At 65.9% G+C, this 24,577-nt stretch carries 26 protein-coding genes and 1 tRNA gene; 21 read left to right on the forward strand and 6 right to left on the reverse strand.

Annotation, left to right across the window (positions count from 1 at the left end; genetic code table 11):
• Both fliK and C5F44_RS05155 read left to right on the forward strand, forming a co-directional pair.
• The coding region (fliK, locus tag C5F44_RS05150) for a flagellar hook-length control protein FliK (RefSeq protein WP_146161907.1) at positions 1-532 on the forward strand (532 nt) is incomplete at its 5' end.
• 7 nt (positions 533-539) lie between these two features.
• Complete coding sequence (locus C5F44_RS05155) at positions 540-1,202, forward strand: flagellar hook capping FlgD N-terminal domain-containing protein (protein ID WP_107672460.1); 663 nt, start codon at positions 540-542, stop codon at positions 1,200-1,202.
• On the opposite strand, the gene ubiB is transcribed toward C5F44_RS05155, so the two are convergent.
• Complete coding sequence (gene ubiB, locus C5F44_RS05160; protein ID WP_107672461.1) at positions 1,203-2,735, reverse strand: 2-polyprenylphenol 6-hydroxylase; 1,533 nt, start codon at positions 2,733-2,735, stop codon at positions 1,203-1,205.
• On the reverse strand, positions 2,735-3,487 hold the full coding sequence (ubiE, locus tag C5F44_RS05165; RefSeq protein ID WP_107672679.1) for a bifunctional demethylmenaquinone methyltransferase/2-methoxy-6-polyprenyl-1,4-benzoquinol methylase UbiE: 753 nt from the start codon (positions 3,485-3,487) through the stop codon (positions 2,735-2,737). The genes ubiB and ubiE overlap by 1 nt, the downstream gene beginning before the upstream one ends.
• Positions 3,488-3,638: 151 nt before the next feature.
• On the opposite strand from ubiE, the gene mutM reads away from it, so the two are divergent.
• The 9 genes from mutM to gyrB all read left to right on the forward strand — a co-directional run bounded on the left by mutM (position 3,639) and on the right by gyrB (position 13,599).
• Positions 3,639-4,490 carry a bifunctional DNA-formamidopyrimidine glycosylase/DNA-(apurinic or apyrimidinic site) lyase gene (mutM, locus tag C5F44_RS05170; protein WP_107672462.1) on the forward strand — a complete coding sequence of 284 codons (852 nt, stop codon included), beginning with the start codon at positions 3,639-3,641 and terminating at the stop codon, positions 4,488-4,490.
• An 82-nt stretch (positions 4,491-4,572) separates the two neighbouring features.
• Positions 4,573-5,349, forward strand: coding sequence for an enoyl-CoA hydratase (locus C5F44_RS05175; RefSeq protein WP_107672463.1), 777 nt, complete (start codon positions 4,573-4,575; stop codon positions 5,347-5,349).
• A gap of 149 nt (positions 5,350-5,498) precedes the next feature.
• Complete coding sequence (gene rpsT / locus C5F44_RS05180) at positions 5,499-5,771, forward strand: 30S ribosomal protein S20 (RefSeq protein WP_107672680.1); 273 nt, start codon at positions 5,499-5,501, stop codon at positions 5,769-5,771.
• Positions 5,772-6,281: 510 nt separating this feature from the next.
• Positions 6,282-7,640: a chromosomal replication initiator protein DnaA gene (gene dnaA, locus C5F44_RS05185; RefSeq protein WP_107672464.1), complete on the forward strand. Its 1,359-nt coding sequence runs from the start codon at positions 6,282-6,284 to the stop codon at positions 7,638-7,640.
• 119 nt (positions 7,641-7,759) lie between these two features.
• Positions 7,760-8,878, forward strand: a complete 1,119-nt coding sequence (dnaN, locus tag C5F44_RS05190) for a DNA polymerase III subunit beta (RefSeq protein WP_107672465.1) — start codon at positions 7,760-7,762, stop codon at positions 8,876-8,878.
• Positions 8,879-8,936: 58 nt separating this feature from the next.
• On the forward strand, positions 8,937-10,025 hold the full coding sequence (recF, locus tag C5F44_RS05195; protein ID WP_107672466.1) for a DNA replication/repair protein RecF: 1,089 nt from the start codon (positions 8,937-8,939) through the stop codon (positions 10,023-10,025).
• Positions 10,022-10,450, forward strand: coding sequence for a VOC family protein (locus C5F44_RS05200; RefSeq protein ID WP_107672467.1), 429 nt, complete (start codon positions 10,022-10,024; stop codon positions 10,448-10,450). Before recF ends, C5F44_RS05200 begins: the two co-directional genes overlap by 4 nt.
• Positions 10,447-11,067 (forward strand): LysE family translocator, encoded by a 621-nt coding sequence (locus C5F44_RS05205; RefSeq protein ID WP_107672468.1) that lies wholly within the window; start codon positions 10,447-10,449, stop codon positions 11,065-11,067. Before C5F44_RS05200 ends, C5F44_RS05205 begins: the two co-directional genes overlap by 4 nt.
• Positions 11,068-11,148: 81 nt before the next feature.
• Positions 11,149-13,599, forward strand: a complete 2,451-nt coding sequence (gene gyrB, locus C5F44_RS05210) for a DNA topoisomerase (ATP-hydrolyzing) subunit B (RefSeq protein ID WP_107672469.1) — start codon at positions 11,149-11,151, stop codon at positions 13,597-13,599.
• 26 nt (positions 13,600-13,625) lie between these two features.
• On the opposite strand, the gene C5F44_RS05215 is transcribed toward gyrB, so the two are convergent.
• The 3 genes from C5F44_RS05215 to C5F44_RS05225 are packed head-to-tail and all read right to left on the reverse strand — an operon-like array spanning position 13,626 to position 16,688.
• Complete coding sequence (locus tag C5F44_RS05215) at positions 13,626-15,155, reverse strand: DHA2 family efflux MFS transporter permease subunit (RefSeq protein WP_107672470.1); 1,530 nt, start codon at positions 15,153-15,155, stop codon at positions 13,626-13,628.
• 2 nt (positions 15,156-15,157) lie between these two features.
• Entirely contained in the window at positions 15,158-16,228 is a 1,071-nt protein-coding gene (locus C5F44_RS05220; protein WP_107672471.1) for an HlyD family secretion protein, read from the reverse strand.
• Positions 16,218-16,688, reverse strand: coding sequence for a MarR family winged helix-turn-helix transcriptional regulator (locus C5F44_RS05225; protein WP_107672472.1), 471 nt, complete (start codon positions 16,686-16,688; stop codon positions 16,218-16,220). The genes C5F44_RS05220 and C5F44_RS05225 overlap by 11 nt, the downstream gene beginning before the upstream one ends.
• 233 nt (positions 16,689-16,921) lie before the next feature.
• On the opposite strand from C5F44_RS05225, the gene C5F44_RS17950 reads away from it, so the two are divergent.
• The 3 genes from C5F44_RS17950 to C5F44_RS05235 all read left to right on the forward strand — a co-directional run bounded on the left by C5F44_RS17950 (position 16,922) and on the right by C5F44_RS05235 (position 18,786).
• On the forward strand, positions 16,922-17,083 hold the full coding sequence (locus C5F44_RS17950) for a hypothetical protein (RefSeq protein ID WP_181318190.1): 162 nt from the start codon (positions 16,922-16,924) through the stop codon (positions 17,081-17,083).
• A 107-nt stretch (positions 17,084-17,190) separates the two neighbouring features.
• A complete protein-coding gene (locus C5F44_RS05230) occupies positions 17,191-17,373 on the forward strand; it encodes a hypothetical protein (RefSeq protein WP_107672473.1) in 183 nt (60 codons plus the stop codon).
• Between the two features lie 159 nt (positions 17,374-17,532).
• On the forward strand, positions 17,533-18,786 hold the full coding sequence (locus C5F44_RS05235; protein ID WP_107672474.1) for a DNA polymerase IV: 1,254 nt from the start codon (positions 17,533-17,535) through the stop codon (positions 18,784-18,786).
• 2 nt (positions 18,787-18,788) lie between these two features.
• Here the strand turns inward: C5F44_RS05235 and C5F44_RS05240 are convergent, their stop codons facing one another.
• Positions 18,789-19,664, reverse strand: a complete 876-nt coding sequence (locus tag C5F44_RS05240) for an N-formylglutamate amidohydrolase (protein ID WP_107672475.1) — start codon at positions 19,662-19,664, stop codon at positions 18,789-18,791.
• Between the two features lie 189 nt (positions 19,665-19,853).
• On the opposite strand from C5F44_RS05240, the gene C5F44_RS05245 reads away from it, so the two are divergent.
• From C5F44_RS05245 to C5F44_RS05275, 7 genes are all read left to right on the forward strand, one after another.
• Positions 19,854-19,928, forward strand: a tRNA-Val gene (locus C5F44_RS05245).
• A 78-nt stretch (positions 19,929-20,006) separates the two neighbouring features.
• A complete protein-coding gene (gene ykgO, locus C5F44_RS05250; protein WP_023666132.1) occupies positions 20,007-20,132 on the forward strand; it encodes a type B 50S ribosomal protein L36 in 126 nt (41 codons plus the stop codon).
• A 109-nt stretch (positions 20,133-20,241) separates the two neighbouring features.
• Complete coding sequence (locus C5F44_RS05255; protein WP_107672476.1) at positions 20,242-20,874, forward strand: FMN-binding negative transcriptional regulator; 633 nt, start codon at positions 20,242-20,244, stop codon at positions 20,872-20,874.
• Between the two features lie 99 nt (positions 20,875-20,973).
• Positions 20,974-21,579 carry a glutathione S-transferase gene (locus C5F44_RS05260; RefSeq protein WP_107672477.1) on the forward strand — a complete coding sequence of 202 codons (606 nt, stop codon included), beginning with the start codon at positions 20,974-20,976 and terminating at the stop codon, positions 21,577-21,579.
• Between the two features lie 182 nt (positions 21,580-21,761).
• On the forward strand, positions 21,762-22,328 hold the full coding sequence (gene petA, locus C5F44_RS05265) for a ubiquinol-cytochrome c reductase iron-sulfur subunit (RefSeq protein ID WP_107672681.1): 567 nt from the start codon (positions 21,762-21,764) through the stop codon (positions 22,326-22,328).
• Positions 22,329-22,341: 13 nt separating this feature from the next.
• Positions 22,342-23,664: a cytochrome b gene (gene petB, locus C5F44_RS05270; RefSeq protein WP_107672478.1), complete on the forward strand. Its 1,323-nt coding sequence runs from the start codon at positions 22,342-22,344 to the stop codon at positions 23,662-23,664.
• 8 nt (positions 23,665-23,672) lie between these two features.
• The gene (locus C5F44_RS05275) at positions 23,673-24,536 is read left to right on the forward strand and encodes a cytochrome c1 (RefSeq protein WP_328588461.1); all 864 of its coding nucleotides are present in this window, start codon (positions 23,673-23,675) and stop codon (positions 24,534-24,536) included.
• The last annotated feature ends 41 nt before the right edge of the window (positions 24,537-24,577 follow it).

Here is a 24,577-nt window from a genome sequence, read left to right on the forward strand (position 1 = left end):
CCCGGGGCCTGCCGCAGATGCGGGCGCTGGCCTGACCGATGCGCCCGGCCTTGCAGGTGCCCCGCCACCGCCGCCCACAGGGCCTGCCCCGCCGCATATACCCGCCCCGCCGGCTGCCGCGCCGCTGCCCGCCGCGGTGCCGGCGCAGATTGTGCAGGCGGCGGCCGACAGCGGATCGCCGGTCACCGAGATTCGCCTGTCGCCCGACGAGCTTGGGTCGCTTCGCATCGAGTTGCGGACCGAGGGCGACCGGGCCTTTGTCACGCTTTGCGCCGAGCGGGCCGAGACGCTTGATCTGCTGCGCCGCCATTCCGACCGGCTGGCCGCCGACTTCCGCGCCGCCGGCTTTGTGCAGGTGGACCTTGGCTTCGGGCCTTGGTCGGGGCCGGGGGCGGGGCCGGATCAGGGGGCAGGTCTTGCCGCCCCCCTGCCCGAGCGGCCGCTTCTGACGGAGGCCGCGCCGCCAGACCCTGCCGCCTGGCCTTTGCCCGTTTCCACCCCGGCCGGTGCCGGCCTTTATCTGAGATTGTGAGGACAGCATGGATGTTACCGCGACCGGCAGCGCGACCTCTGCCAGCACCGCCGCCAAGGGGCAGGGAAGTGCCGTCCTGACCTCGGACTTCCAGACGTTTCTGAAGATGCTGACGGTTCAGATGCAGAACCAAGACCCGCTGAATCCGATCGATTCCACCGATTATGCGGTGCAACTGGCCACCTTTTCCGGGGTGGAACAGCAGGTGCAGACCAATCAGCTTCTGGGTGCGATGGCCACGCAGTTCGGGTTGATGGGCATGTCGCAACTGGCCGGCTGGGTGGGGCAAGAGGCGCGGGCGGCGGCGGATGTCTGGTATTCCGGCACGCCGGTCACGCTGTCGCCCAACCCGGTGGCCAGCGCGGATGAGGCGGTTCTTGTGGTCAAGGATGCCAAGGGAAACCTTGTCACGCGGGAAAGTCTGCCGGTTTCGACCGATCTTTACCAATGGTTCGGGGCCGATGCCGCCGGCGACCCGCTGCCCGAAGGCAGGTATTCCCTGTCGCTGGAAAGCTGGCGCGACGGGGAATTGTTGCAGACCGATCCGGTGGAATACTATGGCCGCGTGATCGAGGCGCGGGGCGGCAGCGGCGGCACGCGGCTGGTGTTCGACGGCGGGATCGAGGTGGCAGCGACCGAGATCACCGCCCTGCGCGTGCCGCCGGGCTGATCAGATCAGCCAGCCCACCAGCACGCCCGACAGGAAGATCGCCGCCCCCGCCGCCGTCAGCCAGGGGCCAAGGCTGGACCGCAGCGGCGGCCGGTTCTGCACCGCCGGATTGCCGGCGCGGATCAACTGCGCCTCGGCCAGAGCGGGCAGTTTGGGGCCGAACCGCGCCAGAACCCGCGCCGTCTTGGCCAGATCGCGCAGCACCGCCTGCGGCCCCACATTGCTGCGGATGTAGCCTTCGACCACGGGCTTGGCGACTTCCCACATGTTCAGATGCGAATCGAGGCTGCGGGCCACGCCTTCGACCACGACCATGGTGCGTTGCAGCAGGATCAGCTCGGTCCGCGTTTCCATGCCGAAGCGTTCGGTCACCTCGAACAGATAGGCCAGCAGCCGCGCCATCGAGATGCGGCTGGCGTCCATGCCGAAGATCGGCTCGCCCACGGCGCGCAGGGCGCGGGCGAATTCGTCGATGTCGCGGTCGGGCGGCACATAGCCGGCTTCGAAATGCACCTCGGCGACGCGGCGATAATCCTTGTGGATGAACCCCATCAGGATTTCGGCATAGACGCGGCGGGTGTATTCGTCGATCCGGCCCATGATGCCGAAATCATAGACCACCAGATCGCCGTTCAACGCGACCTTCAGGTTCCCCTGATGCATGTCGCCATGGAAGAACCCGTCGCGCAGCGCGTGGTTCAGGAACAGCGTCAGCACCCGACGGCCCAGAACGGCGCGGTCGATCCCGGCGGCGTCGATCGCCTCAAGCTCGTTCAGGCCAATGCCTTCGGCCCAGCCGATGGTCATCACCGTGCGGCCCGACAGCGCCCAGTTCGGGCGCGGCACGACAATGCCTTCGTCCTTTTCGGTGTTCGCGGCGAATTCGGCCGCGGCCGAGCTTTCCAGCCGCAGGTCCAGCTCACCCTTCACCACGCCTTCGAAATGCGCGATCACGTCAACCGGCCGCAGCCGGCGCGAGAAGGGGGCCAGAATCTCGATCCAGCGGGCGGCGAAATAGAAGGCGTCAAGGTCGGTGCGGAAGGCGCGTTCGATGTTCGGGCGCAGCACCTTGACCGCTACATCCTCGCCGGTGCTGATCAGCCGCGCCTTGTGAACCTGCGCAATCGAGGCGGCGGCGACGGGTTCCGAAAATTCGGAAAACACCTCATCCACCGAAACGCCCAGTTCGGCCGCGAACATGGCCTTGGCGGTTTCCACCGGGAAGGGTGGCAGTTGGTCCTGCAGATATTTCAACTGGTTCGACAGTTCGTCGCCCACGATGTCGGGGCGGGTCGAAAGGATCTGGCCGAACTTGATATAGGCCGGCCCCAGCGCCGTAAGGGCGCGCGTCACCGGGGGCAGCGCCGGATCACCCTTGAGGCCCAGCCATTTGAACGGCCGGCCCAGGATGCGCGCCGCGACGCGCACCCCGCGCGGGGCCTCAACAGCCTCCAGCACCACGCCGATGGCGCCGGTGCGTTCCATCGTGGCCAGCGTGCGGATCAGCCGCCAGAGGTTGTGCGGCCCCCGCATCAGATCTTCCAGCCCGAATGAAGGGCGGCGACGCCCATGGTCAGGTTGCGGTATTTCACCTGCCCGAAGCCCGCCTTGCGGATCATCGTGGCGAAGGTTTCCTGATCGGGGAACTTGCGGATCGATTCGACCAGATACTGATAGCTGTCCCGGTCGCCGGCCACGATCTGCCCCATGACGGGAATCACGTTGAACGAATACAGGTCATAGACCTTCTGCATCAGGTCATTCGGGATCTGGCTGAATTCCAGCACCATCAGCCGCCCGCCGGGGCGCAGCACGCGATAGGCTTCGTTCAGCGCGTCCTGGATGCGGGTCACGTTCCGGATGCCGAAGCTGATGGTGTAGACATCAAAGCTGTTGTCCTCGAACGGCAGCGCCATGGCGTCGCCCACCACCCAGCCCAGCCTGTCGGCCAGATTACCGGCATCGGCGCGCTTGCGGCCTTCGATCAGCATCGATTCGGTCATGTCGCAGACCACGGCGCTGGCCCCCGGCGCCCGCTTGAGGAAGCGGAACGACACGTCGCCGGTGCCGCCGGCCACATCCAGCAGGCGCTGGCCGGGCCGTGGCGCCAGCCAGTCCATCATCGCATCTTTCCACAGGCGATGGACGCCGCCCGACATCAGGTCGTTCATCAGGTCATACTTGCTGGCCACGCGGCTGAACACGCCGTGGACCATGCCGGCCTTTTCGCCCTCGGCCACTTCGCGAAATCCGAAGTGGGTGGTCTTTTCATTCTCGCCGGTCATGGCCTTGCCCTTGCCCGAAATTCGACTTCGCGCAGGGGTATAGCGCCCGCTGCGCGACAAGGGAAACCGCAAACTGACGCAACCCGCCGGGGCGGGGTTGAGCCGGGCCGTGTTTTCCGGCAACTGGAAGGCATCTTTGTGAAAGCGCGCCATGCCCGAACTGCCCGAAGTGGAAACCGTCCGCCGCGGCCTGCTGCCCGTGATGGAGGGCCGCACGATCCTGCAAGCCCAGGTGAACCGCCCCGATCTGCGCTGGCCGCTGCCGGAACGGATGGCCGAGCGGCTGACGGGCCAGCGGGTGCTGGCGCTGCGGCGGCGGTCGAAATACCTGCTGGCCGATCTGTCGGGGGGTGAAACCCTGCTGGTGCATCTGGGCATGTCGGGGCGGATGCTGGTTTCGGGTGCGATGCTGGGCGCGTTTCACCATGACCATCCCGCGCCGCAGAAGCATGACCATGTGGTGCTGGACATGGAGGGCGGCGCCCGCGTCACCTTCAACGATGCGCGGCGGTTTGGCGCAATGGACCTGATGCCCAGCGAAAGCGCCGAGTCCCATCCGCTGCTGGCGGTGCTGGGCCCCGAACCGCTGGGCAACGGGTTTGACGAGGCCTATCTGGTGGCGGCGCTGAAGGGCCGCCGCACGCCGATCAAGGCGGCGCTGCTGGATCAGCATCTGGTGGCGGGTCTGGGCAACATCTACGTTTGCGAAACCCTGTTCCGCGCCGGCCTGTCGCCGCGTCTGCTGGCCGGCGATCTTGGACCCGCGCAGGCGGCGGTCCTTGTGCCGATCATCCGCGAGGTGCTGGCCGAGGCGATCGAGGCGGGCGGTTCGTCGCTGCGCGATTATCGCCAGGCCGATGGCGAACTGGGCTATTTCCAGCACAGTTTCCGCGTTTATGACCGGGAAGGCCAAGCCTGCATAACGCCCGGCTGCGGCGGCACCATCCAGCGGATTGTGCAATCCGGCCGGTCGTCCTTTTACTGTCCGCAGTGCCAGCCCTAGGGCATCGGCTTGCCTTCCGGCGCCAGACTGCTAGGAGTCCGCATCACGCGAACGAGAGCCACCTGAAGACGCGAGGCGCGCCATGGCCTATGAGACACTGATCGTCGAGATCGAGGATTACACCTGCCTCATCCGCCTGAACCGGCCCGAGGCGCTGAACGCGCTGAATTCGCGCCTGATGGGGGAACTGGCCGCGGCGATGACGGCCGCCGATCAGAACGACAAGATCCGCTGCATCGTGATCACCGGCAGCGACAAGGCCTTTGCCGCGGGCGCGGATGTCAAGGAAATGGCAACGCGGTCGTTCTCGGACGTGTTCTTCGACAACCTTTTCGGGGCCGAGGCCGAGGCGATCCAGCGGGTCCGCAAGCCGGTGGTCGCCGCCGTTGCCGGTTACTGCCTTGGCGGCGGCTGTGAGCTGGCCATGATGTGCGATTTCATCATTGCCGCCGACACCGCCAAGTTCGGGCAGCCCGAGATCAACCTTGGAATCGTGGCCGGCATGGGTGGCACCCAGCGGCTGACCCGGTTCGTCGGCAAGTCCAAGTCGATGGACATGCACCTGACCGGCCGCTTCATGGATGCCGCCGAGGCCGAGCGCTGCGGTCTGGTCAGCCGCGTCTTCCCGGCGAAATCGCTGATTGAAGAGACGCTGAAGATCGCGGGCAAGATTGCCGAGAAATCCATGCTGACGGCGATGGTGGTGAAAGAGGCGGTCAACCGCGCGCAGGAAACCACGCTGGCGGAGGGGCTTTTGTTCGAACGCCGCATGTTCCACGCGACGTTTTCGACCGAAGACCAGAAGGAAGGCATGGCCGCCTTCCTGGAAAAGCGCCAGCCGCAGTTCCGCGACCGCTGATTCCCTGTTCCCTTTTGCCGGGCCTTGCCGTATAGGCCGGCGTCACATGCGCGTGGGCCCGCTTAGGCAAGAATGATTCCCGTCTGATTGGCGGGGCTTGGGTCATGCGTGCGATCAGATCGAACAAAGACCCAAGGACCACAGAACCCATGGCCAATACCGAACAGTCCAAGAAGCGCGCCCGCCAGTCCGAGACGCGTTATGCCATCAACAAGGCCCGCCGCTCGCGCATCCGCACCTTCCTGCGCAAGGTCGAAGAAGCCATCGCTTCTGGCGACCAGACCGTTGCTGCCGCTGCCCTCAAGGCCGCCCAGCCGGAACTGTCGCGCGGCGTGACCAAGGGCGTGCTGCACAAGAACACCGTTTCGCGCAAGATTTCGCGCCTGAACGCGCGCGTGAAGGCCCTGGCCGAAAAGGCCTGACCGCGAATTTTTGTCGCAACCGATTCTGTCAGGGGCGTCGTCCGAAAGGGCGGCGCCCTTTGCTTTGGCGGGGTTCCGTGGCGGCCCGCCGGCGGCCGCGTGGCCGAATTGCACGGCGCCCGGGATTCGATTTCGAAGACTCGCTGTCAAGCGCGTTGTTCGGTTGCGGGGGGCCAGCGCGGCTTGGTAGCGTGTGCCTGCGATTCACGTCGTCTTGGGGGACAAGTGAAGATCGCAGACGCTGATTACTGTCCAAAGAAGACCGGCTGCCGCCATAGACAAAATGATCAGGGTTTGCGTTCGATAAGTTGGTGTCTGCAGTCTGACGCTGCCACTTGCTGATATGCGGGTGCGGGGCCCTTTGGTTCCGTTGCCGGCCTGTTGTTCCTTGGGTCGGGGTCTTGTGCCCCGATGGTCCCGGTTTGCCGGTGCCATCGTGCGGTTCGGATCGCTGTGCGTGATGTGCCGCTGGGCTAAGCCCGTGTTGGGAACAGAAGACAGGTCGGATAGATGACAAACGAAACATGGGGCCAGATTCGTGAAGGTCTTATCAACCGGGTTGGCAAGAACAATTACGTCACCTGGATCGAGCCCCTGAAGCTTTCGCACATGAAGAACGGCGTCGCCCGTTTCGAAGTGCCGACCACCTTTTTCGGCGATTGGGTGCAGCGCAACTTTGCCGATCATATCCGGTCGCATCTGATGACGGCCGGCGCCACCATCGACCGTATCGAATTCGCGGTTGGCACGCTGACGGCCGGGCCGCGCCCGGCGCCGCGCCCCGAGGCCGCGAAGGCGGCGCGGGTTCGGGCGGCGTCCGAGGACGAATTGCCCGGTGCCCCGCTGGATGCCCGGTTCACTTTTGACAGCTTCGTTGTCGGCAAGCCGAACGAGCTGGCCCATGCGGCGGCCCGCCGCGTGGCCGAAGGCGACACCGTCACCTTCAACCCGCTGTTCCTTTATGGCGGCGTCGGGCTGGGCAAGACCCACCTGATGCACGCCATTGCGCATGAATTGCAGGCCCGCCGCCCCGATCTGCGGGTGCTTTACCTGTCGGCCGAACAGTTCATGTACCGCTTCATCCAGGCGCTGCGGGACAAGCAGGTCATGGATTTCAAGTCGCTGTTCCGGTCGGTTGATGTGCTGATGGTCGATGACGTGCAGTTCATCGCCGGCAAGGATTCGACGCAGGAAGAATTCTTCCACACCTTCAATGCGCTGGTGGACCAGAACAAGCAGATCGTCATCTCGGCCGACCGCGCGCCGGGCGAGATCAAGGATCTTGAGGAACGCATCCGCAGCCGCCTGCAATGCGGCCTTGTGGTCGATCTGCACCCGACCGATTACGAACTGCGCCTTGGCATCCTGCAACAGAAGGCGGATTTCTACCGCGAACAGTATCGCGGCCTGGTGATTGCCGATGGCGTGCTGGAGTTTCTGGCGCATCGCATCACCACCAACGTCCGCGTTCTGGAAGGCGCGCTGACCCGGCTTTTCGCCTTTGCCAGCCTGGTGGGCCGCGAGATCACGCTGGATCTGGCGCAGGACTGCCTGGCCGATATTCTGCGTGCCAGCGACCGCAAGCTGACGATCGAGGAAATCCAGCGCAAGGTGGCCGAACATTACAACGTCCGCCTGTCCGACATGATTGGCCCGAAGCGGATGCGCACCATTGCGCGGCCGCGTCAGGTGGCGATGTATCTGGCCAAGCAGTTGACCAGCCGGTCCCTGCCCGAGATCGGCCGCCGCTTCGGCGGGCGCGACCACACCACGATCATGCATGGTGTGCGCAAGATCGAGGAATTGATGGCCATTGACAGCCAACTTGCGGACGATCTGCAACTGCTGAAGCGCCTGCTTCAGGGATAAGCCCGGGTGGCCTTGACGGCCCCCGGAATCGCACCCAAAGTCCTGCGGAAATGCTTGTGAACCGGTGAAAACCGGATAATGTCTGCGTCCCTTCATCAGGGCCGGCAGGGGGAAGAAAGATGAAACTCTCGATCGAACGCGGCACGCTTCTGAAGGCGCTGGCCCAGGCGCAATCCGTTGTCGAACGGCGCAACACCATTCCGATCCTCGCCAACGTGCTGATCGAGGCCGAGGGCGCGCAGGTTTCCTTCCGCGCCACCGACCTGGATATTGAAGTGGTGGATCGCGCGGCCGCCATGGTGGAGCGCGCGGGCGCGACTACGGTTTCGGCGGTGATGCTGCATGAGATCATCCGCAAGCTGCCCGATGGCGCGCTGGTCAACCTGACCGAGGATGCGGCGTCGGGCCGGCTGACCATTGCCGCGGGCCGGTCAACCTTCAGCCTGGCGACGCTGCCTAAGGAAGATTTCCCGGTGATGGCCACCTCGGAATATTCGTCCAATTTCGCGGCCAAGGCGCCCGAGTTGCGGCGGCTGTTCGACAAGGCGAAGTTCGCGATTTCGACCGAGGAAACCCGCTACTACCTGAACGGCGTCTACATGCATGTCGCGCAGGGCGAAGACGGGCCGGTGCTGCGCTGCGTGGCGACCGACGGCCACCGTCTGGCCCGGATCGACGCGCCGCTGCCCGCCGGGGCCGAAGGGATGCCCGGCGTGATCGTGCCGCGCAAGACCGTGGGCGAATTGCGCAAGCTGCTGGATGATGACGATGCGACCATCGCGGTTTCGGTTTCCGAAACGAAAGTTCGGTTTGCGACGCCGGTCATCACACTGACCTCGAAGGTGATCGACGGAACCTTCCCCGATTACACCCGGGTGATTCCGCAGAACAACACCCGCCGGCTTGAGGTGGACGCGACCGAATTCGCCAAGGCGGTGGACCGCGTGGCCACCGTGTCTTCGGAACGGTCGCGGGCGGTCAAGCTGAGCCTGGACGAAGACCGGCTGATCCTGTCGGTCAATGCCCCCGACAGTGGCGCGGCCGAGGAAGAACTGGCGGTCGCCTATGGCGATGAGCGGCTGGAAATCGGCTTCAACGCGAAATACCTGCTGGAGATTGCCAGCCAGGTTGACCGCGAGAATGCGGTGTTCCTGTTCAACACCGCCAATGAACCGACGCTGATGCGCGAAGGAAACGACACCAGCGCCGTCTATGTCGTGATGCCGATGCGCGTGTGATGGCCGGGGGCCTTGCCCCCGGACCCTGTGGCGCAGGCCAGCCAGCAGAGGGGGCGGCATGAGCGGGCTTTCGATCCAGTCGCTCGGCCTGTCGCATTTCCGCAGCCACCGGGCGACGCGGCTGGTTTTCAACGGGCGGCCGGTCGCGATTGTGGGGCCGAACGGGGCGGGCAAGACCAACATCCTTGAAGCCGTTTCGCTGCTGTCGCCCGGGCGCGGGTTGCGTCGGGCGGCGTCGGACGATCTGGTTCGCAAGCCCGAGGCGATTGGCTGGAAGGTTTCCGCACAAGTGTTCGGTATGGCCGCCGCGCATGAGGTGGAGACCTTTGCCGAACGGTCCGAGGCGCGGCAGGTCCGCATTGACGGCAAGGCCGCGACACAGGTGGCGCTGGGGCGCATCCTGCGGATTCTGTGGCTGGTGCCCGCGATGGACCGGCTTTGGATCGAAGCGGCCGAGGGGCGGCGGCGGTTTCTTGACCGGATGACGCTGTCGTTCTTTCCCGATCATGCCGAGGTGTCGCTGGCCTATGAAAAGGCCATGCGCGAACGCAATCGCCTGTTGCGGGACGAGGTGGCCGATCCGTTCTGGTATGGCGCGCTTGAGGCGCAGATGGCCGAGACCGGCGCGGCCATCGAGGCCAATCGCAAGGCCACGCTGGCGCGGCTGCTGACGGCGCAGGACGGGGCTGAAACCGCCTTTCCGCGCGCCGAGGTGCATCTGGTTTACCCCGAGGCGCCGCCCGAGGATCTGGCTGCCGCGCTGGCCGCTGGCCGCCGCCGTGACATGGCGGCGGGGCGCACCCTTGCGGGGCCGCATCGTGCCGATCTGGGCGCGGTCTTTGCCGCCAAGGGTGTGCCGGCGGATCAGTGTTCGACGGGCGAGCAGAAGGCGCTGCTGTTGTCGCTGATCCTGGCCAATGCCCGCGCGCTGGCCGCCGATCTGGGCCGCGCGCCGATCCTGCTGCTGGACGAGGTAGCCGCCCATCTGGACGAGGCCCGCCGCGCCGCGCTGTATGACGAGATCTGCGCGCTGGGGGCGCAGGCCCTGATGACGGGAACCGAGGCCCAGTTGTTTGACAGCCTGGGCGAAAGGGCACAGAGATTTCACGTCGCCGAAGAGGGCGGCGTCAGCCGGATCGACCCATGACCCCGCAACGTGTGACCCTGATAACCCTTGGCGTGGCCGATCTGGCCGCGGCGCGCGCCTTCTATGCCCGGCTGGGCTGGGCCGAGCACAAGGAAAGCCAGCCCGGCGTGGCGTTCTTCCAGATGAACGGGGCCGCGCTGGCGCTGTTCGGGGCGGCCGATCTGGCCGCCGATCAGGGCCGCCCCGGCGCCGCGCTGGGCACCGGCGCCATCACCCTGGCGCAGAACTTTGCCACCGAGGCCGAGGTTGATGCCGCCTTTGCCGCCGCGCTTGCCGCGGGCGGCACCGCGCTGAAGGCGCCGGAAAAGGTGTTCTGGGGCGGCTATTCCGGCTATTGGGCCGATCTTGACGGCCATGTCTGGGAAGTGGCGTTCAACCCGTTCTGGCCGCTGGCCGACGATGGCAGCCTGACCCTGCCGCAATGACCGTGACCGGCTATCAACTGCTGCTTTATGCCCTTGGCATGGCGGGGCTGTGGATCGTGCCCGGCCCGGTCTGGGTGGCGCTGATGGCGCGGTCGCTTTCGGGCGGGTTCACGGCGGCCTGGCCGCTGGCCGTGGGCGTGGCGCTGGGCGATCTGGTCTGGCCGCTGGCGGCCATCCTGGGCCTGACCTGGATTGAAAGCAGCTATGGCGATGTGCTGTCGCTGCTGCGCTGGGTGGCGGCGATCGTGTTCCTGATCATGGGGGCGCTGCTGCTGCGCAAGCCGTCTGACCGGCCGGAGGCCGACCGCCGGCTGACCCGGCCGGGCCTTTGGGCCGGCTTTTCGGTGGGGGTGGCGGCGGTGATCGGCAACCCCAAGGCCATTCTGTTCTACATGGGCGCGCTGCCCGGCTTCTTTCCGCTGGGCCGGCTTGGCACCATGGACATCGTGCTTGTCCTGCTGATTTCCACCCTTGTTCCGCTGGCGGGAAACCTGGGTCTGGCGCTGTTTCTGGACCGGGCGCGCGACCTGCTGGCCACGCCCGAGCGGATTCGGCGGCTGAACATGACGGCGGGCATCCTGCTGATCGGCGTGGGGCTGGCGATCCCCTTCCTGTGACTACCAAATCTTGTGTGCTGCCCGTGACATTGCCGCACCAAGGCGCTATAAGTCGCGGGCAAGATCAGAGGTTCCCGACGCATGGCTGAAGCCGCCAAGAAGCCCGCCGAATACGGCGCCGATTCCATCAAGGTTCTCAAAGGGTTGGAGGCGGTTCGCAAGCGCCCCGGCATGTATATCGGTGATACCGATGATGGCAGCGGCCTGCACCACATGGTGTATGAGGTTGTCGATAACGGCATTGACGAAGCGCTGGCCGGCCATGCCACCGACGTTGCGGTGATCATCCACGCCGATGACAGCGTTTCGGTGCGCGACAACGGCCGCGGCATCCCGGTGGACATCCACCATGAAGAGGGCGTTTCGGCGGCCGAGGTCATCATGACCCAGCTTCATGCCGGCGGGAAATTCAACAACACCGATGACAGCGGCAACGCCTACAAGGTGTCTGGCGGGTTGCACGGCGTTGGCGTGTCGGTGGTCAATGCGCTGTCGGAATGGCTGGAACTGACCGTCTGGCGCGACGAAACCGAATACCGCGCCCGGTTCGAGGATGGCGAATGTGTGGTGCATGTGTACCCCGTTGGCCCCGCGCCGGGAAAGCGCGGCACGCAGGTGCGGTTCCTGGCTTCGGCCAAGGTCAACCGGCCGGACGGCACCTTCTCGAACCTTGATTACAGCTTCAAGACGCTGGAAAACCGGCTGCGGGAACTGGCGTTCCTGAATTCGGGCGTGCGGATCGTGCTGGAAGACGAACGCCATGCCGAACCGCAGCGCGTTGAGCTGTTCTATGAAGGCGGCGTGCGGGAATTCGTCAAGTTTCTGGACCGCTCCAAGTCGTCAATCATGTCCGAACCGATCTACATGGTGGGCGAACGCAACGGGATCGGCGTTGAAGTGGCGATGTGGTGGAACGACAGCTACCACGAAAACGTATTGCCGTTCACAAACAATATTCCGCAGCGCGATGGCGGCACGCACCTGGCCGGTTTCCGCGGCGCGCTGACCCGCACCATCACCGGCTATGCGCAATCGTCCGGCATTGCCAAGCGCGAGAAGGTGGATTTCACCGGTGACGACGCGCGCGAAGGCCTGACCTGCGTGCTGTCAGTCAAGGTGCCCGACCCGAAATTCTCAAGCCAGACCAAGGACAAGCTGGTCTCCTCGGAGGTGCGCCCCGCGGTCGAGAATCTGGTGAACGAAAAGCTGGCGGAGTGGTTCGAGGAGAACCCGCAGAACGCCAAGATCATTGTCGGCAAGATCATCGAAGCCGCCCTGGCGCGCGAGGCCGCCCGCAAGGCGCGCGAGCTGACCCGCCGCAAGACCGCGCTGGATGTGGCCAGCCTGCCGGGCAAGCTGGCCGATTGCCAGGAGCGCGATCCGGCGAAGTCCGAACTGTTCCTGGTCGAGGGCGACAGCGCCGGCGGGTCTGCCAAGCAGGGCCGGTCGCGCAGCAACCAGGCGGTGCTGCCGTTGCGCGGCAAGATCCTGAACGTGGAACGCGCCCGGTTTGACCGGATGCTGGGCAGCCAGGAGATTGGCACACTGATCACCGCGCTGGGCACGGGCATCGGGCGCGATGAATTCGACATCGGCAAGCTGCGCTACCACAAGGTTGTCATCATGACCGACGCCGACGTGGACGGCGCGCATATCCGCACGCTGCTGCTGACGTTCTTCTTCCGGCAGATGCCGCAACTGATTGAGGGCGGGTATCTCTACATCGCGCAGCCGCCGCTTTACAAAGTGGCGCGCGGCAAGTCCGAGGTCTATCTCAAGGATCAGGCGGCGCTGGACGATTACCTGATCGAGATGGGCACCGAAGGCGCCGTGCTGCGGCTGGCCGACGGGACCGAGATCGCCGGCAACCATCTGGCGCATGTGATCGAAGGCGCGCGGCAGTTCCGCCGTGTGCTGGATGCCTTCCCCACGCATTACCCGCGCCCGATTCTGGAACAGGCCGCCCTTGCCGGCGCCTTTGATCCGGGCCGCGTTGACGCCGACCTGCAGGCTGTGGCGGATCAGGTTGCGCGGCGGCTGGATGCGGTGGCGGTGGAATATGAACGCGGCTGGCAGGGCCGCATTACCCAGGATCACGGCATCCGCCTGTCGCGCATCCTGCGGGGCGTGGAAGAGCTGCGCACGCTGGACGGGGCGATCCTGCGGTCGGGCGAGGCACGCCGCCTGTCGCAGATCGCGGGCCAGCATCGCGACATCTATCGCGATCCCGCGCGCCTTGTGCGCAAGGACCGCGAACAGATGGTCCACGGGCCGATCGACCTGCTGAAATGCGTGCTGACCGAGGGCGAAAAGGGCCTGACGCTGCAACGCTACAAGGGCCTGGGCGAGATGAACCCCAACCAGTTGTGGGAAACCACGCTTGACCCCGAAGCCCGCACCCTGTTGCAGGTCAAGGTGGATGATCTGGCCGAAGCCGACGACATCTTCACCAAGCTGATGGGCGATGTGGTCGAACCGCGGCGCGAGTTCATTCAGGCCAACGCCCTTTCGGTGGAAAACTTGGACTTCTGATGTGAAGGGGCGGCCGGAAGGCCGCCCTAATCAGCATGGGCGGCGGGTGGCGGGCCGGCGGAAAGATCCGGGCGCCGCAGCGTCAGCGCCAGCGGGACAGCGCAAAGCGTGATCAGCATCATCAGCTTGAAATCGTTGAGATAAGACACCATCAGCGCCTGAAGGTTCACCAGATTGTCCAGTTGCTGCAGCGTGGCCTGATTGCCCGCCACCGCCGCGGGCAGCGTTTCGCGCAGCACCGGGTTATAGGGGGTCATCAGGCCGGCCATTTCGGCATGGTTGATCTGGACGTTCCGCGTCAGCACCGCCGTCACCACCGAAATCCCGATGGAAGAGCCGATGTTGCGCACTAGGCTGAACAGGCTGGTGGCATCGGCCCGGAACATGGGGCTGATGGTTGCGAAGGCCACCGTGGACAGCGGCACGAAGACCAGCCCCAGCCCCAGCCCCTGCACCAGACCGCTCCAGATCACCAGGCGGTCATCCATCTGGGGGGTGAAGCCGGTCATCATCCACAATGACACGACGGTCAGCGACAGCCCGGCCATCACCAGAAGGCGCGGGTCCACCTTGCGGACCAGACGCCCGGCCAGCAGCATCGAGATCATCGTGCCCACGCCGCGCGGCGCCATGACGATGCCGGTGGTGATGGACGAGTGGTTGAAGATGCGCGACAGCATTGGTGGCAACAGCGCCAGACTGGCCAGAAGGATGATGCCCACGACGAAGATGAACACCAGCCCGGTCACGAAGTTGCGGTCCAGGAACATGCGCGGGTCCAGGAACGGTTCTTTCTTGGTCAGGATATGCACCCCGAACACCCAGAAGCCGGTGATCGTCAGGAACAGGTAGACCCAGATCTCGGCGGCCGAGAACCAGTCAACCTCGACCCCGCGGTCCAGGATCATCTGCAAGGCCCCGATGCCCAGCGCCAGCATGGCAAAACCGAAGAAATCGAACCGCCGCTGCCGCAGGGTTGATTTCGGCAGCCAGGCCATGCAGCCCAGCAGCGCGAGCCCGCCCACCGGCAGGTTGATCAGGAAGACCCAGCGCCAGTTGTAGCTTTCGGTCAGCCAGCCGCCCAGCGTGGGCCCGATGATGGGGCCGACCATGATGCCCGCGCCCCACAGCGCCATGGCCTGACCGGCCTTTTCGCGCGGGTTGATGTCCAGCAGGAAGGTTTGCGACAGCGGCACGATGGCCGCCCCGAACAGGCCCTGCAACAGCCGGAAGCCCACCATGCTGGGCAGGCTCCAGGCCAGACCGCAGGCCAGCGAGGTGACCACGAAGCCGACGATCGAGACCAGGAACAGTTCGCGCTTGCCGATCCTGTCGGACAGCCAGCCGGTGACGGGGGTCATCACCGCCGCCGCCACGATATAGCTGGTCAGCACCCAGTTGATGGTGTCCTGCGTCGCGCCCAGGTCGCCGGTCATGGACGGTAGCGCGACATTGGCGATGGTGGTGTCCAGCACCTGCATGATCGTGGCCAGCATGATGGCCAGCGTGATCAGGCCGCGGTGGCGGACCTCAACCACTGCGCCGGGGGCGGACATGGTTACTCACCAGCCCAGGCGAACAGGCCCAGCAGGTTGCTGTGCCGCCCGGTGTCCACCGTCACCTCGGCGCTGAGCCCCGAGGACAGATCGCCGACCTTTGCCGGATCGTCCAGCCGGACGCGGACGGGCACCCGCTGGGTGACCTTCACCCAGTTGCCGGTCGCGTTCTGGGCCGGCAGCAGCGAAAATTCGGCGCCGGTTCCGGCCCCGATCGCCTCGACCGTGCCGGTCAGCTTGCGGTTGGGGGCCACGTCGAAGGCGATTTCAACCGGCTGGCCCACGGCAATGCCGTCCAGTTGGGTTTCCTTGAAATTCGCCTCGACCCAGACTTCGCCGGTTTCGACCAGGGCGAACAGCGGGCTTCCGGCCGAAACGAACTGCCCCTCGCGGAAGGAAGACGCCTGATAGACAATCCCGTCTGCCGGGGCGCGCACTTCGGTCAGGCCAAGGTCATAGGTGGCCTTGTCGCGTTCGACCCGGGCCTTGCGGACCTTGGGGTGGTCATCGGTCGGCGTTGCCGGGTCGCCGCCCAGCGCGGCCAGGGCGGCGGCCACGGTCTGCGCGGCGGTTTCGGCCTGTTCGCGCGCCTGCACCGCCTGATGCCGGGCGCCGTCCAGCGCGGTGCCGGCCGCGACGCCGCGGTCTGACAGTTTTTCCTGCCGCGTCAGTTCGGATTCCAGATAATCGGCATTGTCGCGGGCCTGCTTGGCCTGCGATTCCGCCTGCGCAAAGGCCGCCTTCAACTGCTCGACCTCGATCCGCGCCGATTGCAGGCTGACTTCGGCCTCGGCCAGGGCCAGGCGATAGGGTTCGGGATCGACCTGAAACAGCAGATCGCCCTTGCTGACGCGCTGGCTGTCATGGATGGCGACCTTGACCACACGTCCCGACAGATCGGAGGCAACGCTCATCCGGGCTTCGTGCAGATTGGCGTTTTCGGTCGATTCGTATCGCCCCGAGGTGATCCACCAGAAGGCGGCCCCGGCCAGCAGGGCCACGGGCACAATGCCCATCACCATCGTGCGCCCCAGTCGTGACCGGCGCTGCACGGCACTCGTCTCAGTCGTCATTCCCCAGCTCCCCGCAGCCCGGTGGGGCGAATCCGGCCCCGGCAAGGTTCCGGGTGATCGTCCGCAGGCACTGCATCAGATTTTGCTTCTCATCCGCCGAAATGCCCACCAGGGCCTCGGCGTAAATCTCTTCCGCCATCCGGCGCAGGTCATCGCGCAGCGCCAGGGCCCGGGCCGAAGGTTTCACCAGCCTGACCCTGCGGTCATGCGGGTCGGCCTGGCGTTCAACCCAGCCCTGCGCCTCCATCCGGTCGATCAGCCGCGACACGCTGATCGGTTCGATCTCCAGCAGATCGGCCAGCCGGCTTTGCGTCGGCCCGCCTTCGCGAAGGGCGTGCAGCAACAGCCGCCATTGCGCCGAAGACAGGCCAAGCGCCCCCATCCGCGCGTCAAACGCGCGGCGCATCGCCCGCTGGGCGTCATGCAACAGAAGGCCAAGGCTTTCGTACTTCGGTATCATAAGTCTCACATATGATAAGCACGCTTACTATTCAAGCGGCCTGATCCGTTGCCCGCCTTCGCGACATCTGCATCCTGTTGCGGGTCCGGCCCCCCGGCGGGTTGAACAAACTTCCCAGTCTTCCCCGTGGCCTGCGCGATTGGTGTGGCCTGCCCCTCGTTCTGGTGCTGCTGCGGCCCCATATCCCTTGAAGCTGCAGGGTATTCCCCTGCGGTGTCATGGAGGGCCCATTCATGGGATCCGATACCAGCAAGACCGGCCAGGACAGGCCGAAAGCCCTGCACATTGTCCCGCATTCGCCGCCGATCACCGACAAGGCCCCGCATGGCGCCGATCCGGGCCAGCAGCAACCCGGTGCGCCGGACCCGAAAGCCGAACCCGGGACGCCGAGCTGACGGCATCCCGTTTCCCGTCTGCCACAGCCGGTGGCAGAGGGGGCTACTGCGGGATCGGGGCGTGTTCCGCCACCAATCCCGCTTTTCCGTATGAAAGGCTGCACCCCATGGGTTACAACGTATCGAAGACGCCGTTCAATCTGGCCGAATTCCTGGCCGAGAAGGCACCCGCCCGGTCCATGCGGGGACGCCCGCGCTACTGGCCGCGCAATCCCCGTCCGCAGACGGATGAGGCGACGCCCGCGCTGGATGGCGTGACCGAAGTCGTCGAGACCCCTGAAAAGACCTGATCATTGGCGGTCATAGGCCCGATGCGCCGGGTCCATACCTGACCGGCCTGGATGTTCGAGACGTAAGGCGTTGATCCTTGTTCCTGTCGTGGCGCACCCCATTGCGGGGCGCCCACGCGAACCCTTTGCGGCCCGCCCCCGGCCCGCTATCGTGCTGCCATGCCCGCCCTGTGCCGCGATTGCCTGACCCAGTTCCCCGCCGGCACGCGCTGCCCCGCCTGCCGGTCGCCCCGCGTTGTGAGCCACGCCGAGCTGGACAGCCTTTCCATTGCCCATATGGACTGCGACGCCTTCTATGCCAGCGTCGAAAAGCGCGATGACCCCAGCCTGCGCGACCGCCCCGTGATCGTGGGTGGCGGCAGTCGCGGCGTGGTCTCGACCTGCTGCTATCTGGCGCGCATCCGGGGCGTGCGGTCGGCCATGCCGATGTTCCAGGCGCTGAAACTGTGCCCCGAGGCGGCGGTGGTGAAGCCGCGGATGCAGGTCTATGTCCAGGCCTCGCGCGCCATCCGGGCCATGATGGAGGAGCTGACCCCGGCCATCGAGCCACTGTCGCTGGACGAGGCCTTCCTTGACCTGACCGGCACCGCCCGCCTGCACGGCGCCCCGCCTGCGGTGATGCTGGCGCGGCTGACGAAGCGGATGGAGGAGGAGCTGGGTCTGACCGGATCGGTCGGGCTGGCGCATAACAAATTTCTGGCCAAGATCGCCAGCGATCTGGACAAACCGCGCGGCTTTTCCGTGATCGGCCGCGCCGAGACGGCCGATTTCCTGAAGCCGAAGCCGGTGCGCATCATCTGGGGTGTCGGCACTGCCACCCAGACCGCGCTGGAAACCGCCGGCATCCGCACCATTGCCGATCTGCTGCGCTGGGACCGCGCCGATCTGGTGGCCCGCTTCGGCCATATGGGCGAGCGGCTGTTCCATCTGGCCCGGGGCGAGGATCACCGCCGCGTCAGCCGCGACGAGAAGGTGAAGTCGATCTCGAAGGAGACGACCTTCTTTGAAGACACCTCTGACCCCGATCTGCTGGACGGCCATCTGTGGCGGCTGGCCGAGCAGGTGGCCGACCGGGCCAAGGCCAAGGGCCTGTCGGGCCGCACCGTGACGCTGAAGCTGAAGCGGGGGGATTTCCAGTTGGTCACCCGCCGGCACGGGCTGACCGGCCCCACCCAGCTTGCCGACAGGATCTATCGCGCGGCGCGCGGGTTGTTCGACCATGCCGGCACCAAGGGGCCGTTCCGGCTGATCGGGGTGGGGATCGCGGATCTGGCGCCCGAATCCGCCGCCGATCTTGAGGGCGACCTGCTGGACCCTGCCGCCGAAAAACGCGCCGCCGCCGAACGCGCCACCGACATGATCCGCGAAAGATTCGGCAAGGATGCCATCATCAAGGGCCGCGCCCTGCGCTGAGCCTATTCCGCCGCCAGAGGCAGCGCGGTGCCGCGCAGGCCGGCGGTGATTTCGGCCATGACCCCGGCCATCAGCGCCCGGAAGGCGGCAAAGCCGGGGGTGGGCACGATTCGCACCTCGTCCATGTAAAGGGCGCGGTCGATTTCCACCTGCACCACATGAACATTCTGGCCGGGCCGGCCGTAGGTTTGCGCGATATAGGCGCCGGCAAAGGGGGCGTTGCGGGCCACCCGCAGGCCGGCGCCGGCAAAGGCGGCCTCGACCCGGTCCATCATTTCGGGCCCGGCAGAGGTGCCGAAGCGGTCGCCCAGCACCACGTCGGGACGGGCCAGCCCGGGGCGGGTATGGGCATCCAGCGCCTCATGCGGCATCGAATGGCAGTCGATCAGCAGCGCCTCGCCAAAGCTGCGCCGGGTGGCGTCAAGCAGCCCGGCCAGCGCGGTGTGATAGGGCTGCCAGCAATGCCGGATGCGGGCCTCTGCCTCGGACCGGGGCAGCTTGCCGGAATAGATGGCCCGCCCGCCGGCCACCACGCGGGGAATCACCCCCAGACCCGACGCGATGCGCGGATTGTGCGGCGCCCGCGCCAGCCCCTCGATCACGGCGGGGTCCAGCTCGTCCGGGGCGCGGTTCAGGTCGATATAGGCGCGCGGCACCCGGGCCGCCAGCAACGGCGCCCCCATCTGCGGGGCCAGATCGAACAGCCGGTCCACGAAGGCATCTTCCGAACTGCGGATCGTGCGCCGGTCCAGCGCCGAACGGGCCATGAATTCGGGCCGGTAATCCGCGCCGGAATGGGGCGAGGCGAACACGACGGGCGTGGTCTGCTGCCGGGGGCGACGCAGCGTGTAGACGGCAGAGGAAACGGCCTCGGGCAAGGGCACCTCGGGAAAAACAGGCGGGGCAGGCCCCGGAATTCATGCCCTTGGTATAACGGCTTTCACACCAAAGCCAAAACCCCTTGCAGCGGCAGACGACTCTCAGTATAGACCCCGCACGCCGACGCGGATGCCCCGCGTCCTTTTCGTTTGTGCGAAGGGGACACCGGGGGAATCGCAAGGACAGGCGGGCGGTTAGCTCAGCGGTAGAGCACTACGTTGACATCGTAGTGGCCACTGGTTCGATCCCAGTACCGCCCACCATTCACCGCCTCTGGCAACAGGGGCAACGGTTTTCATCTGGCGCTAATGATCGCGCCGCGAAAAGGGAAGGAGACGACCATGAAGGTTGCGAACTCGCTCCGCTCGCTGAAGACGCGTCATCGCGATTGCCAGGTCGTGCGCCGCAAAGGCCGCGTCTATGTGATCAACAAGACGCAGAAGCGCTACAAGGCCCGTCAGGGCTGAGCCGCTTTCAGCAAGCTGGATCAACGGACAGGCCGCCTGCGGGACACCGCGGCGGCCTTTTCCATTGGCCGGCGCGGTGCCGGATGGCCTGCGCCACAGGAGATTGGTGATGCACCCCAACCCCGCCTTCCGTCAGGCCCCCCGCGCGGCCAATCTGGCCTTTGCCCGCGACACCGGATTCGGGGTTCTGTCGGTGAACGGGCCCGAGGGGCCGCTGGCGGCGCATGTGCCGTTCCTTCTGTCCGACGACGGAACCCTGGCCGAGGTGCATCTGGCCAGGTCCAATCCGCTGGCGCGGGCCGGGGCAGCGGTGCCGGCGCTTCTGGCGGTGCAGGGGCCGTGGGCCTATGTCTCGCCAGACTGGTACGGTCCGCATGACGAGGTGCCCGATCAGGTGCCGACGTGGAACTATGTGGCCGTCCACCTGCGCGGCCTGCTGCATCCGCTGCCGCCCGAGGCGCTGGAACCGCATCTGGACGCCCTCAGCGCCGCGCATGAAGAGCGGCTGCGACCCAAGCGGCCCTGGACGAAGGGCAAGATGACTGAAGGCGCGATGCCCCGCATGATGCGGATGATCCTGCCCTTCCGGCTGGAGATCACCCAGGTCGACGGGACGTGGAAGCTGAACCAGAACAAGCCGCCAGAGATCCGCGCCCGCGTCGCGGCGGCGCTTGCGGACCGGCCGGGGCTGGCGCCCGCTGCCGCGCTGGCGGCGCTGATGCGGGCCGAGCCGGCGTCCTGACCGGACATCGGGCCGCGTCGGCGTTTCGCCGAACAGGGGTGGTCTGACGGCCGGGCATGGGGCACCATGGCGCAACCCGACCCGTGCAGGAGCCCGACGATGAAGCTGTATCACTCTCCGACCTCGCCCTATGTCCGCAAGGTGATGGTGCTGATCGCCGAGGCCGGGATTGCCGGGGTGGAGCTGATCCCGGTGGCGGGCAACCCGGTTGATCCGGGCAGTATGCCGGTGGACCAGAACCCGCTGGGCAAGATTCCGGCGCTGGTCACCGATGACGGGCAGGCGATCTATGACAGCCGGGTGATCTGCCGCTATCTTGATTCGACGGCCGGGGCGGGGCTTTACCCGCCGGCGCCGCGCCTGTGGCAGACCCTGACGCTGGAGGCGACGGCGGACGGGATTCTGGATGCCGCGATCCTGATGGTCTACGAGGCCCGGGTCCGCCCCGAGGACCGGCAGTTCGAGGCCTGGACGGAAGGCCAGTGGGCCAAGATCGCCCGGTCGCTGGACACGCTGGAACGGCGCTGGATGGACCATCTGGAAGGCCCGCTTGACATGGGGCAGGTCGCGGTGGCCTGCGCGCTGGGCTATCTGGATTTCCGGCACTCGGCCCGGGCGTGGCGGGCGGCCCATCCCGATCTGGCGGCATGGGAGGCCGAGTTCTCGGAGCGACCGGCCATGACCGCCACGCAACCCGTGGGGTGAAGGCGCGGGCGAACTGCAACACTGCGGGGCTTTCAAGGGGAAAACCTGCATATGCGCCCCTTTGTCCGCTGGACGATCCGTTCCCCCTTGGCTACAAGCGCGACCGCAGGGCTGCGGGCGACCGCCGCCTCGGATTCTCATTGGCTGACCGTCCCCGGTGGCCTTGCAAGGGAGAAATGACCGTGTCCCACGCTGACGACCCCGCAGGCACACGCCGCGATTTCCTTTACTACGCCACGGCAGGCGCCGGTGTCGTTGCGACTGGTGCGGCGGTCTGGCCGCTGGTGAACCAGATGAACCCCTCGGCCGACGTTCTGGCCCTGTCGTCGATCTTCGTCGACATCTCGGGCGTCGAGGTCGGCACCCAGTTGACGGTGAAATGGCGCGGCAAGCCGGTGTTCATCCGCCGGCGCAGCCAGAAAGAAATCGACGCCGGTCGCGCGGTGGACATCTCGACCCTGATCGACAAGAACGCCGAGAACAAGAACAAGCCTGAGGCTGATGCCTCGGACCAGAACCGCACGCTGGACGAAGCCGGCGAATGGCTGGTGATGATGGGCGTCTGCACCCACCTTGGCTGCGTGCCGATGGGCAATGAATCGGGTGATTTCGGCGGCTGGTTCTGCCCCTGCCACGGGTCGCACTACGATACCGCCGGCCGTATCCGCAAGGGACCGGCGCCGCGGAACCTTGACATCCCGCTGGTCAAGTTCACCGACGAAACCAAAACCACAATCCTGCTGGGCTGAGGGGCGAGAACACATGTCCGGAATTCCGCACGACCATTACGAGCCCAAGACGGGCGCCGAAAAGTGGCTGAACAACCGCCTGCCGATCATCGGTCTTGTCTATGACACCCTGATGATCCCGACGCCCAAGAACCTGAACTGGATGTGGATCTGGGGTATCGTCCTGGCCTTCTGTCTGGTGCTGCAGATCATCACCGGCGTTGTCCTGGCCATGCATTACACCCCGCATGTGGACCTGGCCTTCGCCAGCGTCGAACACATCATGCGCGACGTGAACGGCGGCCACATGCTGCGCTACCTTCATGCCAACGGCGCCTCGCTGTTCTTCTTCGCCGTCTACCTGCACATCTTCCGTGGTCTTTACTACGGCAGCCACAAGGCGCCGCGGGAAGTGACCTGGATCATCGGGATGCTGATCTACCTGTGCATGATGGGCACCGCCTTCATGGGCTATGTGCTGCCGTGGGGCCAGATGTCGTTCTGGGGCGCCACCGTGATCACCGGCCTGTTCGGCGCGATCCCGGGCATCGGCGAGCCGATCCAGACCTGGCTTCTGGGTGGTCCGGCGGTGGACAACGCCACGCTGAACCGCTTCTTCTCGCTGCACTACCTGCTGCCCTTCGTGATTGCGGCGCTGGTCATCGTGCACGTCTGGGCCTTCCACAGCACCGGCAACAACAACCCCACCGGGGTGGAAGTGCGCCGTGGGTCCAAGGAAGAAGCCAACCGCGACGCCCTGCCGTTCTGGCCCTATTTCGTGATCAAGGACCTGTTCGCCCTGGCCGTTGTGCTGGTGGTGTTCTTCGCGGTGGTCGGCTTCATGCCCAACTACCTGGGCCACCCCGACAACTATATCGAGGCGAACCCGCTGGCGACGCCTGCGCATATCGTGCCGGAATGGTACTTCCTGCCGTTCTACGCGATCCTGCGCGCCTTCACCGCCGATGTCTGGGTGGTGATCGCGGCGAACTGGCTGACCTTCGGCATCGTTGACGCCAAGTTCTTCGGCGTTCTGGCGATGTTCGGCGCGATCCTTGTCATGGCGCTGGCGCCCTGGCTTGACACCTCGTCGGTTCGGTCGGGCCGGTATCGCCCGATGTTCCGCTGGTGGTTTGCGCTGCTGGTGATCGACTTCGTGCTGCTGATGTGGTGCGGCGCCATGCCGGCGGAAGAGCCCTATGCCACGATCTCGCTGATCGCCTCGGCCTACTGGTTCGCCTACTTCCTGATCATCCTGCCGCTGCTTGGCGTGATCGAAAAGCCGACGCCGCTGCCGGCCACGATCGAGGAAGACTTCAACGCGCACTACGGCGTGAAAACGCATCCGGCCGAGTGAGAAAGGTGATGACCATGATGAGGAAAATCGCACTCTCTGCCACTTCGGCGCTGGTGCTTGCATCGGGCGCGGCAATGGCCGCGACCGGGGCGCATGTCGAATTCACAGACAAGGCCTTCGCCCATGAAGGCCCGTTCGGCAAGTTCGACCAGATGCAGCTTCAGCGCGGCCTGCAGGTCTTTACCGAGATCTGCTCGTCGTGCCACGGGCTGAAGTATGTGCCGATCCGCACGCTGGCAGACCCGAACGGCCCGCAACTGCCGGCCGATCAGGTCCGCGCCTATGCGGCCGGTCTGGATGCCGTTCCGCTGGCCGATGGCGAAGAACGCGCCCGCGAATGGACCGACCATTTCCCGTCGCGTGCGGGCGATGGCATGGGGCCGGACCTGTCGCTGATGGCGAAGGCGCGCGCCGGCTTCCACGGCCCCTATGGCACCGGGATGAGCCAGTTGTTCAACGGCATGGGCGGGCCCGAGTACATCTACTCGATCCTGACGCATTTCGAGGACAACCCGGCCTGCGCCCCGGAAGGGATTGACGGCTACTACTACAACAGCGCCTTCCCGAACGGCGGTGTGCCCGATAGCTGCAAGGACGAGCATGGCATTTCCACCGTGCCCGGAAGCTGGATCGCCATGGCGCCGCCGCTGATGGACGACATGGTGACCTATGCCGACGGCACCCCGGCGACGCTGGACCAACTGGCCGAAGACGCCGCTTCGTTCCTGTACTGGGCGGCGGAACCCAAGCTGATGGCGCGCAAGCAGGCCGGCTTCATTGCCGTGACCTTCCTTGTGGTCCTGTCGGCCCTGCTGTTCCTGACCAACAAGAAGCTGTGGGCAGGCGTGAAGGGCAAGAAGGTCACCATCTGACCTTTGGGCCACAGCCCGGAAACCGGAAGCCCCGCCTGACC

The organism is Fuscovulum blasticum DSM 2131 (genome assembly GCF_003034965.1).
Lineage (GTDB): Bacteria > Pseudomonadota > Alphaproteobacteria > Rhodobacterales > Rhodobacteraceae > Pseudogemmobacter > Pseudogemmobacter blasticus.